At 42.5% G+C, this 16,455-nt stretch carries 14 protein-coding genes; 3 read left to right on the top strand and 11 right to left on the bottom strand.

Annotated features, from left to right (window positions below):
• Positions 1 to 28 precede the first annotated feature (28 nt).
• The 3 genes from C6W18_RS14405 to C6W18_RS14395 form a co-directional block, all read right to left on the bottom strand.
• Complete coding sequence (locus tag C6W18_RS14405) at positions 29 to 1,114, bottom strand: SEC-C metal-binding domain-containing protein (protein WP_034320546.1); 1,086 nt, start codon at positions 1,112 to 1,114, stop codon at positions 29 to 31.
• Between the two features lie 192 nt (positions 1,115 to 1,306).
• Complete coding sequence (locus tag C6W18_RS14400; protein ID WP_034320544.1) at positions 1,307 to 2,245, bottom strand: response regulator; 939 nt, start codon at positions 2,243 to 2,245, stop codon at positions 1,307 to 1,309.
• 4 nt (positions 2,246 to 2,249) lie between these two features.
• A complete protein-coding gene (locus C6W18_RS14395; protein WP_034320542.1) occupies positions 2,250 to 3,536 on the bottom strand; it encodes a sensor histidine kinase in 1,287 nt (428 codons plus the stop codon).
• Positions 3,537 to 4,053: 517 nt separating this feature from the next.
• Between C6W18_RS14395 and C6W18_RS14390 the strand changes: the two genes are divergently transcribed.
• Positions 4,054 to 5,034 carry a glutaminase gene (locus C6W18_RS14390; RefSeq protein WP_051691126.1) on the top strand — a complete coding sequence of 327 codons (981 nt, stop codon included), beginning with the start codon at positions 4,054 to 4,056 and terminating at the stop codon, positions 5,032 to 5,034.
• Positions 5,035 to 5,067: 33 nt separating this feature from the next.
• Positions 5,068 to 6,495 carry an alanine/glycine:cation symporter family protein gene (locus tag C6W18_RS14385; protein ID WP_034320539.1) on the top strand — a complete coding sequence of 476 codons (1,428 nt, stop codon included), beginning with the start codon at positions 5,068 to 5,070 and terminating at the stop codon, positions 6,493 to 6,495.
• Positions 6,496 to 6,534: 39 nt separating this feature from the next.
• On the opposite strand, the gene C6W18_RS14380 is transcribed toward C6W18_RS14385, so the two are convergent.
• From C6W18_RS14380 to C6W18_RS14365, 4 genes are all read right to left on the bottom strand, one after another.
• Positions 6,535 to 7,395, bottom strand: coding sequence for an alpha/beta fold hydrolase (locus C6W18_RS14380; RefSeq protein WP_105927989.1), 861 nt, complete (start codon positions 7,393 to 7,395; stop codon positions 6,535 to 6,537).
• Positions 7,396 to 7,507: 112 nt separating this feature from the next.
• Entirely contained in the window at positions 7,508 to 7,873 is a 366-nt protein-coding gene (locus tag C6W18_RS14375) for a VOC family protein (RefSeq protein ID WP_034320533.1), read from the bottom strand.
• Between the two features lie 100 nt (positions 7,874 to 7,973).
• Entirely contained in the window at positions 7,974 to 9,356 is a 1,383-nt protein-coding gene (locus C6W18_RS14370) for an amino acid permease (protein ID WP_105927988.1), read from the bottom strand.
• Between the two features lie 66 nt (positions 9,357 to 9,422).
• Positions 9,423 to 10,931, bottom strand: a complete 1,509-nt coding sequence (locus C6W18_RS14365) for a class I adenylate-forming enzyme family protein (protein ID WP_034320527.1) — start codon at positions 10,929 to 10,931, stop codon at positions 9,423 to 9,425.
• 262 nt (positions 10,932 to 11,193) lie between these two features.
• Here C6W18_RS14365 and C6W18_RS14360 point away from each other — a divergent pair, with 262 nt between their 5' ends.
• Positions 11,194 to 11,631 (top strand): MarR family winged helix-turn-helix transcriptional regulator, encoded by a 438-nt coding sequence (locus tag C6W18_RS14360; RefSeq protein WP_105927987.1) that lies wholly within the window; start codon positions 11,194 to 11,196, stop codon positions 11,629 to 11,631.
• A gap of 220 nt (positions 11,632 to 11,851) precedes the next feature.
• On the opposite strand, the gene C6W18_RS14355 is transcribed toward C6W18_RS14360, so the two are convergent.
• The 4 genes from C6W18_RS14355 to C6W18_RS14340 all read right to left on the bottom strand — a co-directional run bounded on the left by C6W18_RS14355 (position 11,852) and on the right by C6W18_RS14340 (position 16,358).
• Positions 11,852 to 12,985 carry a zinc-dependent alcohol dehydrogenase gene (locus tag C6W18_RS14355; RefSeq protein ID WP_105927986.1) on the bottom strand — a complete coding sequence of 378 codons (1,134 nt, stop codon included), beginning with the start codon at positions 12,983 to 12,985 and terminating at the stop codon, positions 11,852 to 11,854.
• A 162-nt stretch (positions 12,986 to 13,147) separates the two neighbouring features.
• Positions 13,148 to 14,170 carry a quercetin 2,3-dioxygenase gene (locus C6W18_RS14350; RefSeq protein WP_105927985.1) on the bottom strand — a complete coding sequence of 341 codons (1,023 nt, stop codon included), beginning with the start codon at positions 14,168 to 14,170 and terminating at the stop codon, positions 13,148 to 13,150.
• A 96-nt stretch (positions 14,171 to 14,266) separates the two neighbouring features.
• Entirely contained in the window at positions 14,267 to 14,830 is a 564-nt protein-coding gene (locus tag C6W18_RS14345; protein WP_105928118.1) for a TetR/AcrR family transcriptional regulator, read from the bottom strand.
• A gap of 46 nt (positions 14,831 to 14,876) precedes the next feature.
• Positions 14,877 to 16,358: an amidase gene (locus C6W18_RS14340; protein WP_105928117.1), complete on the bottom strand. Its 1,482-nt coding sequence runs from the start codon at positions 16,356 to 16,358 to the stop codon at positions 14,877 to 14,879.
• Positions 16,359 to 16,455: the final 97 nt, after the last annotated feature.

Here is a 16,455-nt window from a genome sequence, read left to right as displayed (position 1 = left end):
TGAAGGTGCCGCGTCTTTTTTCATTACGTTATACAGTCGCCTCTTGCTCTTCTTTGACCGCTTTTTCGATATCTTTAAAACGGCTCGATACAGTAGACGCACTGATGCCATACTTTTTCGCTACTTGTGCTTGAGAAAGTGGAGCATCACTTGCAAGTGAATGAATGTAGTATTCGATTCCCGCAGCAAACGACGCTGCTTTACGGATTACAGGTGATTTCTGATCACAATAGGCTTTCCAAACTGTTAAAGCGCCATCTGTCAGGCTTTGATCACCGTGCTCCTTCATCCCGTCTTCAATCAGCTTGGCTGTCTCCAGCTGAACGTCATTTGCCCAGTCCATACGATCTGCTGATAGGCCTGTGCCGCCTACCGTTTGAGCAGGTGCTTCTGTTTCTTCTACCTCTTGCTTTGCAAACATGCACTTCAGCACTTCTGGGAATGATTCTCTCATAAATGTGCTGCGTGCTCCTCCATTTGCTTCATATGCTTCAACGAGCTGGCGAACCTGAAGAAGAAGGGTATCTGTAAACTCTTTCGCAAACATCGTATATTGAATGAAAAACTCTGCTTTTTCTTCAAACTGAACAGGGAAACCAAGCACGAGACTCCCCTTCTCTGGCAGCACTGTTTGATCCGGTTTTACATCAACTTCAACCTTCTCCGATGTCACCATATTCTCAAAGTAAAGAGACTCGCCTGCTTTTTCATTTAATAAAAGCAATGATGGTTCCATGTCTGTCCAAGATTGAACCACTTGTTTTGTTTTCGGACGGGTAATATCCTCTGCTTTCTTTGTCAGGAATTCATGGAAGATGGTTTCTTTCTTATCAGTTAATGGGCGGAAGAAGATGCCCCATACACTCAAATGAAAGACTGAGATTTGTTGCGTTTCTTTATCCATATCCGCAAGAAATGTAAACTCATTAATGAATTGATTGATCGCTCTCTGATGCTTAGAGAAAGCATAATTCATTAAATCCTTTTGAACTTGTACAGCTTCCTTAAACACAAGCTCAGACGTTTGTTCTCCGCCTGACTTTTGGCCACAGCAATGTTTATATTTTTTTCCGCTTCCGCAAGGGCAGAGCGCATTTCGTTTAATTTTTCCCAAAATAAAACCTCCGACATTCTAGTCTAACCTCACTATTTTAACAAACGATCGCACAGGAGGGTTTTATTTTCAAGAAAAAAGAAAAATCAGAATGATCAGACAAATAACAAAGACACCTGACTAGCACGACGGATCATAGAAAAAGGCTCCCTTTCTCTGTTTATTTTCTCCAATCATTCCAACAGATTTTTCTTAGCTCATTCCTTCGAATAACTGCTTTGCTTCGAAATAAAAGATTTGAACGAACTTCTTCGTATTGACTCTGCCCGTCGATCCTGCGGGCGAAGATGTCTTCTGCATTTCTTTCATCCTTTGGCTGACATCGGTAAAATCAAAAAACTTCGACGCATAGTGCTCAAACTTAGGATTTGAGAAATCTGTTAATCCTAATGAGGCAAAATGATTCAAGGAATGATGAATGGCTCGTCTAATTCGCTGTTCTGCTGCTTTTACTTCCCGCATCACTTCCACATCGGTCGCACCATGATTCAGCTTTCTCTCCGCCGTTTTGATAAATAACTGCTTTAGTGGAGGGAAATTGACCTCATGAGAATTGGCTGTCTGTGTTTCATGTAAGTAGATCAGTATCTCTATTAGATCCTTAGAGCCGCTCTCTCCGACAATTCCTAATTCAGATAGGAGAAATTCTCCTGCCTCTTTCATCGTTCTTCGCTTCGCCCCAGTGCCCGCATCACGAGAAATCACGGGCTCTAATGGCAGCACATGGCGAAGGGAAGCTTGAATATCGTAAATCGATTTTTCCAGCTTGATGCGCTCTATGACTTTTCGAATGACACTGACGATCTCAATTCGATTGACGGGTTTATGAATATAATATTCAATCCCCAGTTCATAGGCTTCTGCCATCATTTCTTTCGCCTCTACTTGAGAAATCATGATGACCTTGCCTTTGAATTCAGGGTGAATATGACGAATGGTTTGAATGCCATCTCTAGCAGGCATTAATAGATCAATCAGAAGGATGTCTACTTTTTTTAGGTTCAATGAATGGGCTTCTAATCCAATTCCGTCATCAGCTTCATCCACGACCTCTCCCAAATCCTCATCCTCAATGATTTGACCTAAAATCGAGCGTATTGCACGATCATCATCTGCAATGAAAAATCGCATACACTCACCCTCTCTGTATTAAATTTTGTATAGGAAGGACAAGCTGAAAAGCTGTACCTTTTGTTTCTTTTTGTTCGATCTGGATTTGACCGCCAAGCTCTTGAACCAGCTCTCTCACATAGGATAAGCCAATCCCAGTAGACGGTGTACCAAATGCATCAAATTTTGAAGTGTAGCCTGGATCAAATACAACCTCTTTCAATTTTTCAGGAATACCCGGTCCATCATCTTCAATCCGAATCTCTATTTTATCATGACTGCCTTTTAATACGAGCGAGATCGTTCCGTTATCTTCTATTGCTTCAACTGCATTTGCCATTAAATTATTAATCAAAGATAAGAAAATGAACACATGATAATCATGCAAATGAATACCTCGTATATCAGATGTAAAGGAGATGTTTTTCTCTAGAGATAGGGCGTATTTTTCTTGAATGCGGATGACAATGCGAACAAGCTCTTCGGCTCTCATATAGTCTTGCATATTTTCCTTTGTAATCAGCTTTGAAAGCCCAGCATAAATACGCTGATTGTCCTTTTTCACCTCATGGATTTCTCCTGCAAGCTTCAACAGCTCCTGACTCACTTTCTTCCCTGCTTCGTGGTCATGCAGTAGACGGTAAAGCCGATATGATTCTTGCGTAATATGCTCTGTATGTTTTAACGTTTTCTTTAAGTGAACCGTTTCCTCATATAAATTCGAAATGACCATCATCATATGCTCATTTTGTTTCATGATTTGTTTCTCTCTTGATTGTGCCTCATACAGCCTCATCATATTAAAAAAGCTGATCACCACAAAGCTGTGAGCAAACGCAATGAGGAACATATCACTCAGCTTTGATAAGGTCATCGTTGTATCGAACACTAGAAATTGTACAAACAGCTCGACAAAATCAGCAAGTAGTTCGATCATGAGACCGATGATCCCAATGAAAATAGAGCGCTGCTTAAAACGCCCCGTACGGACGGCAAAAAACAGAAAAGCATAAGTGAAATAGAAAAAGAAACTTGGGAATTGCTGATAAAACGACGCAGCCAAATCAGCATTCTGCTGAATCAGATCTAAGCCTACTCGAAAAAGCACAATGGCTGCGCCTGTTAAAAATCCCGGCAGCAGTGGTCTAGATTTTCTTAAGAGTAATAAACAAAAGAAAAACGCAGGTGCTCCAAAACTGATGCGAAATGTCTCGTTCACAGGATAAAACTTCAGCTCTCCTGCAAGCGGCACAATCACCACCATAAAAATTAAAATGAATGCGTCTTTTTTGACAAGCTGGTTTAAACTCAAGTGACTGACATCCCTTCCCCTGTTTGCATAGCCACAGTATACAAGGAGACTCTTTTCTTCACAATGTGCAAAAAAATAATTTTCGCTACTCCTTTCATCTCCAAAATCCTTTTTTATGACTATTCTCCGAGGCAGCAAGGTGACCTTTCAGCTATTCTGCATTTTGGAGATTGTCTACAATAATGGGAATTGTTTAGACAATTATCGACAGACTGATTTTTATTTGTAAATTTTTCTGTAGATTTACGTCAGATTGTGTAGTTTCCAAGATAAATTGAATGAACAATTTTAGTGAAACTATATGTAAGCGTTTTCTGAATTTTCACTAAAAGCCCTTTTTGTTTTATCGCCGCCAAAGCCTTCATTTGAACATATATTTAGGTGTAAAGGAGTGGTACAAGCAGCGCATGACAAGTTCTTTGAAGATGTGTAACATGTTTTCGTGCCTATTTGATCGCATTTTTTGTCATCCGCCAATTCAATAGGGTACTTTTTGATTTTTGATTGGAGGAATCGTATGAAAACAGCAATTTCTAATAATACACAACACGCATGCCAATCTTCTGTTGATCAATGGGCAGAAGAAATACGACCATATTACAAAAACGGTCAGAATGCTGGCTACATCCCAGCACTCGGAAAAGTGAATTCCTCTCAGCTTGGTATCAGCGTGATAGGCCCAGATGGATCATCTGTACGATATGGTGATTGGGACGTTCCCTTTACCCTACAAAGTATCTCAAAAGTCATCAGCTTTATAGCTGCCTGTTTAGGAAGAGGCGTACCTTACGTCTTGGATCGGGTAGATGTAGAGCCAACTGGTGATGCATTTAATTCCATCTACCGCCTTGAGATGCATAAACCAGGGAAGCCCTTTAATCCAATGATTAATGCTGGAGCTATTACCGTCTCCTCCATCCTTCCAGGAAATACTTCTACAGAAAAGCTAGCATATATTTTCGATTTAATCGAAAACTTAATAGGTAAGCGCCCTTCTGTTAATGAAGAGGTTTATCAATCAGAATGGGCAACTGCCCATCGAAACCGGGCACTTGCTTATTATTTGAAAGAAACCAATTACTTAGAATCAGATGTCGAGGACACGTTAGAAGTGTATTTAAAGCAATGTTCCATTGAGGTCACAACAGAGGACATCGCCTTGATTGGACTGATTATATCAAGTGATGGCTACCATCCCTTTAAACAAGTCCAAGTCATCCCAAAAGATATCGCAAGACTAACAAAAGCATTGATGCTGACATGCGGCATGTATAATGCCTCTGGTAATTTTGCTGCTTTCGTAGGCGTTCCAGCTAAAAGTGGTGTGTCTGGAGGAATTATGGCTTGCGTTCCGCCAAGCGCAAGACGAGAATTCCCGTTTCAGACAGGCTGTGGAATCGGCATTTACGGTCCCGCCATTGACGATTGCGGAAATAGCATTACCGGTGTCATGATGCTGAAAAAGCTTGCCAAAGAGTGGGATCTCAGTATTTTTTAAAAAGAACAGTGATGAATTCGAAGAGGTGATGTTATGAACGAAAAAGTTTTGGTATCTTATTTAACACATACAAATGATTTTATTTGGACTTATATTGTGATTGCTCTATTACTTGGAGTTGGGGTCTACTTCACATATAGAACACGCTTCCTGCAAGTGAGAATGATAAAAGAAATGCTGCGTGTCCTAAGAGAAGGAAGAAAAGAAAAAGAGGGCATTTCACCGTTCCAAGCATTCGCCATCAGTATGGCGGCACGTGTAGGAACAGGGAATATCACAGGGATTGCCATCGCAATTGCGATTGGAGGTCCTGGGGCCATTTTTTGGATGTGGATCGTAGCGATTATCGGTTCTGCCTCAAGCTTTGTCGAAAGTACACTGGCTCAAGTGTATAAAGTAAAAGATAAATCAGGATTCCGCGGTGGACCTGCTTATTACATGGAAAAAGGATTAAACAAGCGCTGGATGGGGGTTTTATTTGCCATCCTGATTACGATTTCTTTCGGAATTGTCTTTAACGCGGTTCAATCCAATACAATCACAGTCGCTTTTAAAAGCTCCTTTGGTCTAGACCGTTTAACAGTCGGCATTGTTATGGCCGTTATTTTTGCAGCGATTATTTTCAAGGGAATCCAAGCAATTGCAAAGGCATCTGAATATATCGTAGTTGTGCTTGCTGTTGCTTACATCGGAATTGCTTTCTTTGTCATTATCACAAATATCACAGAACTTCCTGGTGTCATTAGTACAATTGTGCAACATGCCTTCGGTTTTGAACAATTCGCTGGAGGTACACTAGGTGGGGCATTATTACAAGGGATTAAACGCGGTCTCTTCTCAAACGAAGCTGGTATGGGTAGTGCACCTAACGCAGCAGCAACTGCAGTGACGAGCCATCCTGTTAAACAAGGGTTAATCCAAGCGTTCGGCGTGTTAACAGATACATTAATTATTTGTACAAGTACAGCCTTTATTGTTCTGTTCTCTGATGCGTATAAAACAACAAACCTGCAAGGAATTGAATTAACACAGGCTTCACTAAGCCAGCACATGGGACCATGGGCCTCCGGATTCCTTGCGATCATGATTTTCCTATTCGCTTTTAGTACATTAATCGGTAACTATTACTATGGTGAAACGAACATTGAATTCCTGGGAGCGAACAAAATTTGGCTTAACATCTATCGAATTGCCGTTATTGGAATGGTCCTTTTCGGTGCTGTTGCCACTGTTCCTGTCGTTTGGGGTTTAGCCGACCTATTCATGGGACTCATGGTCATCGTCAACCTGATTGCCATTACCATGCTGTCTAAGGTCGCCTTTGCAGCATTGAAGGATTATACGAGACAGAAAAAAGAAGGCAAAGATCCTATCTTCTATAAAAATGCCGTTCCAAACAATGAGAAAATTGAATGCTGGGACGACGAACCTGCTTCTTTGAAAAAGAATCAAATCGGGTAAATAAAAAAAGCTCTGGTCTTCTGATCAGAGCTTTTTCCTTTATTTCAAAAATTCGAGTATGAGTTTATTGACGACATTTGGTTTTTCATGATTGATCCAATGAGAAGCATCATCGACAAAAATCAGCTGTCCGTTTGGACAAATCTTAATCGATTCCTTCGCCAGCTTTCTGCTTAGAAACTTGTCCTCCATCCCCCAGATCATGCGAACAGGAACGAGAATGCGTTTTGAAATCGGTTTTTCAAAGCCGCCTTTTTTGATAGCCCTGTACCAATTCAGCATGGACGTTATGGCTCCTGGCTGCGTCCAAGCCAGCTTGTAGCTTGAGACATCCTCCTTGGTGAACAAGTGTGGTCTAGCAGTCAGCCCAATCGCTTCATCCAGCCTTTGAAATTGATTTTCTTGAAGTGCTGCCTCTGGTACATTTGGAAGCTGAAAGAAAGCAATATAGGAGCTCTTCTTCCACTGTGGCGGATAAAACGGGAGAACCTTCATCATCACTCGCGGATGCGGCATATTAACAATGATTAATTTCTCTACATATTGAGAACGTGTGGATGCCAAATGCCACGCAACCGCTCCTCCCCAATCATGTCCGCCGACAATCGCCTTTTGATTCGGACTCAGCGTCTTAATCAAGCCCACGATATCATCTCTCAGTTTGTCCAATACATATGAATCGACTCCTTCTGGCTTGTCGCTTAGATGGTAGCCTCTTTGATCAGGAACGACAACACGATAGCCTGCCTCTGCCAGGGGAATGATTTGATTTTTCCAGCCGTACCAAAACTCAGGAAACCCGTGCAGCAGCACAAACAGCGGGCCATTCTCAGGTCCAGCTATTGCTGTATGGAGCTTTATGCCATTTGTTTGGATATATTGAAACTGAATTTGTTCCATTCCTTTGCCACCCTTCTCCTTGTCCTTTTATTCTTCCAACATAGCATATTTTCCATTTTTCAGAAAATAAAAACACTCGTCAAAAAACCTTCACCATCGTGAAGGTCTTTATCTATTTCATATAATTCAAAACCCAGATCAACCCATTTTTCCGGTCCTGTACTTGTCCGTGGAGTGCGCCAAAGAACGTATCCTGTAATTCTACCAGTACATCCCCGTCAGCTTCAAGCGCTTCATACACGGCCTTTAGTTCTTCTTCATTGTCAAACTGCATAATCAATCTGAGATTCTCCGGCTTTGGTGTGCGGCCAAACGTATCTGAAAAGTGGAGCAGTGATTTTCCAAGGTGCAATTCAGCATGTAACACACGGTCTTGTTGTTCATTTAAAATATGAATATCTCCGCCAAAAATACCTTGATAATATTGAAGAGATTCTTTCACATCTTCTACTACAATATAAGGACTAACGCTGATCATATCCCTCATCCTCCTCTTGTTCCGTCCAGCTTCTCTTTTATAGCTTATCCCAAATCGTAAGAAAAAAGGCACAAATCGTCAACGGATTTGCACCTTTTTCTCATAAAGATTTCGCTAATTCACTGTGTTTGTTTGAATACGCTGCGTACATGACGACACCGATTAACAGCCAAACCCCGAAGTAAAGCCATGTCCGGCCCGGTAAGTTGAGCATGAGGAACAAGCAGCAGCCCATTGATATGATTGGCAAGACCGGTACAAAAGGAACCCGGAATCCCCTTTCAAGCTGCTGATGCGTCTTTCTTAAAATGAGCACAGATAAGCTCACCATCGCAAAAGTCAATAAAGCACCGATATTCGCTAAGTTGGACAGATCCTTCAAATCAATAAACCCTGAAATAACAGCTGTCATTCCGCCAATCATCCATATGCTTGCAACAGGTGTATCGCTCTTGTTTGTTTTCGAAAACACTTTAGGCAAGAGCCCGTCTCGACCCATCGCATAGGCAATTCGAGTTGCCGCATAATTATTGGCGAAAATCACAGCCATCAATCCAATGACAGCACCGACAGAAATAATACCAGCCACGCTATTTTGATGCACACTTTGCAGCACATAGGACATGGCCTCTGTCACATTCAGCTTTGTATAGTGCACCATACCTGTCATGACCAAACAAACGACAATATAAATGACCGTACAAATCAGTAATGAACCAATAATACCAATTGGCAAGTTGCGCTGTGGATTTTTCACCTCTTCTGCAGAAGCCGAAATCGCGTCAAATCCTAAAAAGGCAAAAAACACAGCGGCTGCACCGGCAATGACACCTTCCGCGCCAAACGGCATGAACGGCTGCCAATTGGTTGGCTGTACATAAAAGCCACCTACTACAATGAAAAGAACAATAATGCCAAGCTTTACAAATACCATGATATTATTGAATTTTTTACTTTCCTTCGTTCCTCTAGATAAGATCCACGCAATCAGTAAAGCAATGATAATCGCTGGCAGATTCATGTATCCGCCTTGTTCTGGCCCCGCTAAGAATTGATGGGGGATAGAGATTCCAAACCCCTCCAGCAGGCTGTTGAAATAACTAGACCAGCCACTGGCCACAGCCGAAGCAGTCAGCATATAAACGGACAATAGGGTCCAGCCCATCAAATGGCCCACGAGCTCACCCATCGTTGTATATGAATAAATGTACGCACTGCCGAATACAGGAAGCGCTGAAGCCATTTCTGCATAACAAAGTGCTGCTAAACTGCACACAATCGCTGCGATCGCAAAGGAGAAAATGACAGCCGGTCCTGCATCCTTAGCCGCTGTAATTCCCGTTAACACCATCACCCCTGTGCCAATCACAGCCCCTATACCAAGAAGCGTTAGATCGAGCCCGCCTAGCGTTTTCTTTACCTTTTGCTGCCTACTCTGTTCTAACAAATCGTGAATTTGTTTCTTACGAAGAATTTGTCGCAAACCCTTTCCCTCCAAAACGTTAGAAAAACAAAAAATCATTCAAATTTCATTATAGCAGAATAGGTACTACGCATTCACAACCAATTCACGTAAATCTTTCTTCATAATTTTACCAAGCTTGTTTTTTGGCAGTTCCTCCGTGAAATGAATGGACGGAACCTTGTAATCCGCCAAACGCTCCTGGCAATAGTTCACAACATCTTCTTCGCAAAAATCGATGGATTCATCTTTTACAATATACGCACTTGGCACTTCACCATATAAATCGTCTGGTACACCAATAACCGCTGATTCAATGACACCTGGAATTTGATCAATGACTTCTTCCACTTGGTCAGGATAAATATTATCCCCGCCGTACAAAATGACATCTTTGTATCTGCCTGTGATATAAAGAAAACCTTCTTCATCTAGATAGCCTGCGTCTCCCATATGGAACCAGCCATCTTTGAGTACCTTCTCAGTAGCGTCAGGCTGATGGTAGTAGCCTAGGAAGTAAAATGGGCTTCTCATGACAACTTCGCCTATTTCTCCAGCTGGCAATGTCTCCTCTGTTTCAGGATGAACGATTTTTACTTCTACATCCGCATCGACTTTACCGGCAGATCCCATTTTATCTTCGCCCATCGCAGGATGCCATGCACTGACAACCCACGCTTCAGTACTTCCGTAGCCATGCATCATTTGAATGCCCACTTCCTTGTAGTCCTTAATCAAACGTACTGGCACCTTCGTACCACCCGAAATCGCAATTTCAAAGGATGAAAGATCATACGAACCGCATTTCATCTCTTCTAGCATGTACGTATAAGCTGATGGGAAGGCCATCATAAACGTAATTCTTTCTTTTTCAATTGTTTCTAAAATACGTTTCGGCGTTGCATCATGTAAAAAGACAAGGGTATACCCTTCAATGGCAGCTGCGATGAGGTGATTGATCGAGCTCATATGATACAGAGGGTGACTCGCTAAATATCGTTTTCCTTTTAGGTCAAATCCTCGATTCCCACGTCTTGTTAAAAATTGATAGATTCGCCCATGTCCGACCATACAGCCTTTTGGATTGCCCGTTGTCCCAGAGGTGAATAAAATCATCGCTAGATCCTTTTCTGATACCTCTTCAGCAAGGTTACTTCCATCATTTGATGCCAAAATGTCTTCAAACAGCTGTGTTGTTTTCGCATTGACACCTGATTCCACCATCAGGCAATCTTCTAAAGACACATTCACAGCGGCAATGATGTCACGGAATTCTCGGTCAAAAAATAAAGCCTTTGGCTCTGCTTTTTTCAAAATGCCTTCCAGCTCAAAAGAAGTAAGCTGCCAGCTAAGTGGAACTGCAACTGCACCCGCTTTGATGGCTGCCAGCATAATCGTTGAAAAGTGATGATGGTTTTGACAAATAAAGCAAACGCGGTCGCCTTTTCGAATCCCCTTACGATGTAAGTAATGAGCGAGCTGGTCAATGCGTTTTGCATATTCTTCAAATGTATAAGACACACCTCCGCCAGTTACCGCTTCAATTTGTGAAGAGCGTTCCATTCTGTCGTTTAGCAATGCCTGTAAAGTATTCAATATCTTCATCTCCAAACGTTTAATTTCCAATAGCCAATTTCCAGCCAATTGGATTGGCAGATTTTATCTCATTCACATTCTAAAATAAAAACAGATGAAAGTAAAATCATTTCATTTTGGAATTATTCTTTTTATTAATTGATAATATAGGTAATTTTATAGCCGTCTTCCATTTTGGTTTAAATGATGATGATTATTATGATAAGATAGACCTAGTAATTGATCGGAAAATGCGAATGCAATAGGAAAAGAGGTATGGAGAATGCAACATTTCGAGCTAGAGGCAAGTTTGTTAGACCATGCACTGACAAAGTATTTAAAGGCGACGAAACGAATAGATGAAGAGAACATTCCGAAAAACGTCACGAATATCAAAGGGTTTATTTTACGCATCATCTATCGCCATCAATCATGTACTGTGAAAAATATTCTACAGGAAGTTTCATTATCTCCCTCTGCGACAACAACCGCTCTCAATCACTTAGAAGATGAAGGGCTGATTATCCGCTCTCGAAATAACAATGACCGCCGTACTGTATGGATTACCCTTTCTGAATCGGGTGAACAAATAGCAAAACAAATGATCGACAATCGCCAATTGCTTGTCAATCAACTGTTCAACCATTTATCTGAGGACGACAAAAAAACATTTTTTGAATTAATCGAAAAAATGATGGACGAGCAAACATTAAAGGCTTAGGAGAACTCCTAAGCCTCAGATTGTGGACAAAGGGCTAAAATGATCTTTATTTTAGCCCTTTGTCTTCTTTTCAGCGTGATATGAAAACCCTTGAAGTCTAGGAAAGACGAGCACTGGCGCGGAGCGAATTAGACATTCGTGAGCACCAGCGCGCAGGATTGACAACGAATGCGAGGGTTTGTCTTCACGCTGGGCTTAGGAGAACTCCTAAGCCTTCTTTTTATGGCTTTAAGATGACCTTTATACAATCATCCTGTTTTTCGTTAAATATTTGGTAAGCATGTGCGGCATCATCTAATGGCAATTGGTGTGTGATGATCGCTTTAGGATCAATTTCACCCGTTGTCACTTTTTGATAAAGCTTTGACATGTACCCTCTTGCCGGGGCCTGCCCCATTTTCAGCGTGACGTTTCTTGCGAAAAAAGCGCCTAATGGAAACATATTGTACAGCCCCCCGTATACACCAGTCAGCTGAACCGTTCCACATTTTCGAACAGCTTTTGTAGCAATTTGAATCGGTCCAATCGTCCCGCCTTGCAGCTTGAGTTTCTGCTCAATTTTTTCAAGCGGCGACTTCTTCCCGTCCATTCCGACACAATCAATCACGACGTCCGCTCCGCCCTTGGTGAGCTCCTTTAATGTTTCTCCCATGTCGGGATCTTCTGTAAAATCAAATACTTCTACTCCACTCATCCGTTTTGCATGCCGCAGGCGGTAATCAATATAATCGACGGCAATCACCCGCGCGGCACCTTTTTGCCAAGCAAATTGCTGTGCCATTAACCCAACAGGCCCGCAGCCTAGCACGATGACCGTATCGCCCTTTTTCACTCCTGCGTGCTCCACGCTCCAATAGGCAGTTGGCAGGACATCTGATAAAAACAATAATTGTTCATCCTCTAACTCACAATCATCCGGCACCTTAAACGGGGTATAGTTTCCAAAGGGCACGCGTAAATATTCAGCCTGTCCTCCGGGATAATTCCCGAATTTCTCACTATACCCAAAAAGTCCGCCCGAATCATAATGCGGGTTTGAGTGGTCGCATTGGCTTTCTAAGTGATGATGGCAATACTGGCATTGACCACATGCAACCGTAAACGGAATGACAACACGATCTCCCTTTTTTACCGCTGTGACATCCGGCCCGACTTCCTCCACAATTCCCATCGGCTCGTGCCCAATCACATAGCCGATAGGAAGCGGGAAATTCCCTTGATACAAATGTAAATCTGATCCACAAATCGCTGTTGATGTAATCCGAACGATGACATCTTCACGATCTTGAATAGACGGCGCATCTACTTTCTTTACTGCAATGCGATTTTTCCCTTGGTAGGTAACAGCTCTCACATACATTTCCTCCTTTAACTCGAGTCATCTTTACTTAGCTTCACCTTGAATGGATGGTTCATTCATGGGATTAGGATTATATGATACGAAGGAGAAAATCAAAAAAGCCCATCGATATATTCGATAGACTTTTGGATGCTGTATGTGTAACGCGTTACACAATTATTCTTTTTCGACAAAAACCAAATCATACTGAGCTGATGTCTCCCGATCAATCATCAGGTTCCCTTCCTGAATAAAATAAGGACACATACATGGACTTTGTGATTCTTCAAACTGTTCATATACTTGCTCAATATCTCCTGGAAGCAGCAAAGTCAAAAATTTATTTGAATGAGACACTAATTCATAAGAGTGGACGGTATCAGGCGGTATATAGGCAAAGTCACCCGGCATTAGGCAAATATCCTCCCCGTTTAAATGAAGGTTCATTTTCCCTTCAACACAATAGAGGGCTTCTGTATGTACTTGATGATAATGCGGAGGAAAATATTTTCCCTTCGTCCCTTCAATCACTAAATGACTGAATCCGCCTCCTGTTGTTTCAGTTGTCGCAATCAGCTCATGAAGCTGACCATCAATGATGTATTGCTTCCCTTCACCAGCCTCTAACACATAAGGCTGCACCGAATGAGGGAGCTGACTATGAAATAACACTGAGGGCTTGGTTGTGCTGGATAGCTCTCTGATGCCATGCATCAGCATGATATCGCTTTCTTTTTCAACTTGTTGAAAGCAGTCTGCATCAAAAGTAAGATCGGTCATCGGCCATTTATTCTGAAAGAGCTTCTTCCCAATTTGCTGATAGATATCTGTCATTTGTCCGCCAAATGTATACGAAATAAACCTTGTTTTGTGACTATGCATTCTGTAGCCATGAATTGTTTTAGGCGGAATATGAATATAATCGCACGCTGTCACCATATATTTTTTACCGTCCAGCATCACTTCAAGCTTACCTTCGAGCACAAAGATGGTTTCAAACAATGTCTCATGACAATGCAGTGGAAAATAAGCTCCTTTCCCACCTGTGATTAAGACAAGCTCAAACAGTTTATTCGTTTGATTTGCTTCTGCCAGCACATGAACAAGCTGATTCTCCATACCATACAGCTTTCCCGAACCAGACACGGTATAAAAAGGGGTACCCTCGGATTGCTTGATCGATTGCGGTTGCTCCGACATCCCATCACTCCTCATGACTAATTGACTAATTGACTAATTGACTATCTTTATTATATAGACCAATTGATATAATAGATAGACAATATGCGAGAGATTTTACTCCTCTCGCATAAATAAATGTCTAAGGTAACATTTTACGTGTTCTAAAGGTGTCGTTTGCTTGAGTGCAGTGGTCATCGATAGACCTCCGATCACCATTGAATGAAGGAGAGAAGCGAGCTCATCGGCTTTGTTTTCTTCATAACCGCTGTTCATCAGCTTTTCTTTCACAAGCTCTTGCCAGCGGATCATTTCTTGTTTGCAAGCATCATGTAGCTTTGTATGCTCTGGTTTTGACTCTGCCGCCAGCAAGACAATCGGAATCCCTCTTTCACTTTCTTGCTCCATAAATCCCTGAATGATGTTTGTCATAAAACGATCGATGGCGATATATGGGTCATCCGAATAGGCAAAGCTTTCTTCAATTCGATTGATGACCTTTTGACTAATATATTCAACAGCTGCTATGGCTAGCTCTTCTTTTCCATTTGGAAAGTAATAATAAAGAGACCCTTTAGGCGTGCCGCTCTCTCTAATGATTTGATTCAATCCTGTCGCATGATACCCCTGTTTACGCAAAAGAAGTGCGGCCGTTTGAATGATTTTGTCCTTCGTACTCACGTGTGACACTCCTTTCCCTCCATAGACCAAAGTCGATTTCAATGTGTTATTCATTTAATTGATTTGTCCCTTTCCAAATCGAGGATACCTCCATTTCCGCTGCAAGCCTGAGCAGCCAGTCCTCCTTTCCTTTAGGCGCTGTCACCTGTACACCTAAAGGCATGCCCGCCCCAGTGAGATGAACAGGAACACTCATAGAAGGCTGACCTGTTAAGTTGGCAAGCTGTGTAAATGGTGTGTAGGTTAGACTCTTTAGAAACATGTCATAAATGAGATCCTGCTGCGCTTTCATTGAAAGGGATGACACACGTAAAAGTGTGGCTATTTCCTGATCTGAATGCATAAGCTCACCAATCTTTGGAGCCGAATAGGCAGTAGCTGGTGTCACATAGAGATCGTAGGTTTGATGAAATGCGGCCATTTGTGCAGCAGCCATATCCCACGCATCAAGACTCTCTGTATAGGCGGCAGCCGTCACATTCTTTCCAGCCTCCGCTAGCACCCATGCCACGATGTCTGTTTCCTCTGGTTTCACTGGACGCCCTAGTGAACGAGCCAAGGAAGTGAATAATGCCGACATTTCTCCGCTGTTCATGACGTAATATTGCTGCATCAGATGAATACCATCGATTGCCGGTTTCGCTTCCTCTAGTTGGTGCCCTTGTTCACTCAGCCATTTCACCGTTTGCCGTACCGCTTGCTTCGCTTCCTCACTGACCTTCGTGCCAACAGGAGATTCTACGCTGTAAGCAATTCGCATTGAAGAGGTACGTTTCACTATATCCTCTTGGTAGCTGCCGTCGTATAACGGGGTTTGGAAAGCTGCTTCTGGTTGAATGATCTGAAGCAGATCAAGAAGAGCTGCACTGTCTCGAACTGTTTTTGTGAGTGTAAAGTCAATGGAAGCCCCTTGCCACTGCCTTCCTGCACCCGGCCCTACTGGCGTTCTACCTCGTGTTGGCTTGAGTCCAAACAAACCTGTAAAGGATGCCGGGATACGAATGGACCCTCCACCATCACTTGCTCCACCCGCAGGAACGATACCGCTTGCAACAGCCGCAGCCGTCCCGCCGCTAGAACCGCCCGGAGAATGCGCGGCATTCCAAGGATTCCTCGTTGGACCATGTAAAGCGGGTTCTGTCACATTCCTCAAACCGAATTCCGGTGTGTTTGTATGACCGATCATGAGAAGCCCCGCCTGCTTCAATTGATGGACAAAGTGGGAATCCGTTTTCGCCTTTACATCCTTTAACAGCATCGCACCTGCTGTCAGCGGTTCATTTTCCAGCCCTTGTGATATATTTTTCAGTACGAACGGAACTCCCGCAAACGGCTGATTTGCATCTAATTGCTTGATGTCTTTTAACACTTGATCCTGCCTTGTCTGAATCACCGCATTTAGTTCTGGATTGACCTCCTCCAATCTAGCAAATGCGGCCTGTACAAGCTCCTCAGGCGTTACCTGCTTTTTCTGTACAAGTGCTGCCAGACCAGTCGCATCATACGTCATATACTCTTTTACGTTCATCGGCATGTCCTTCTTTCTCTTATTATGATCTCTCTATTGTCTACTAGAATTCTATGAATTTCAATTTCAGGCTACCTGCAAAAAAACTTTCTGACAA

Source organism: Bacillus sp. LLTC93 (assembly GCF_002993125.1).
GTDB lineage: Bacteria > Bacillota > Bacilli > Bacillales > Bacillaceae > Bacillus > Bacillus zhangzhouensis.
This window is presented reverse-complemented; position numbering and strand designations above follow the sequence as displayed.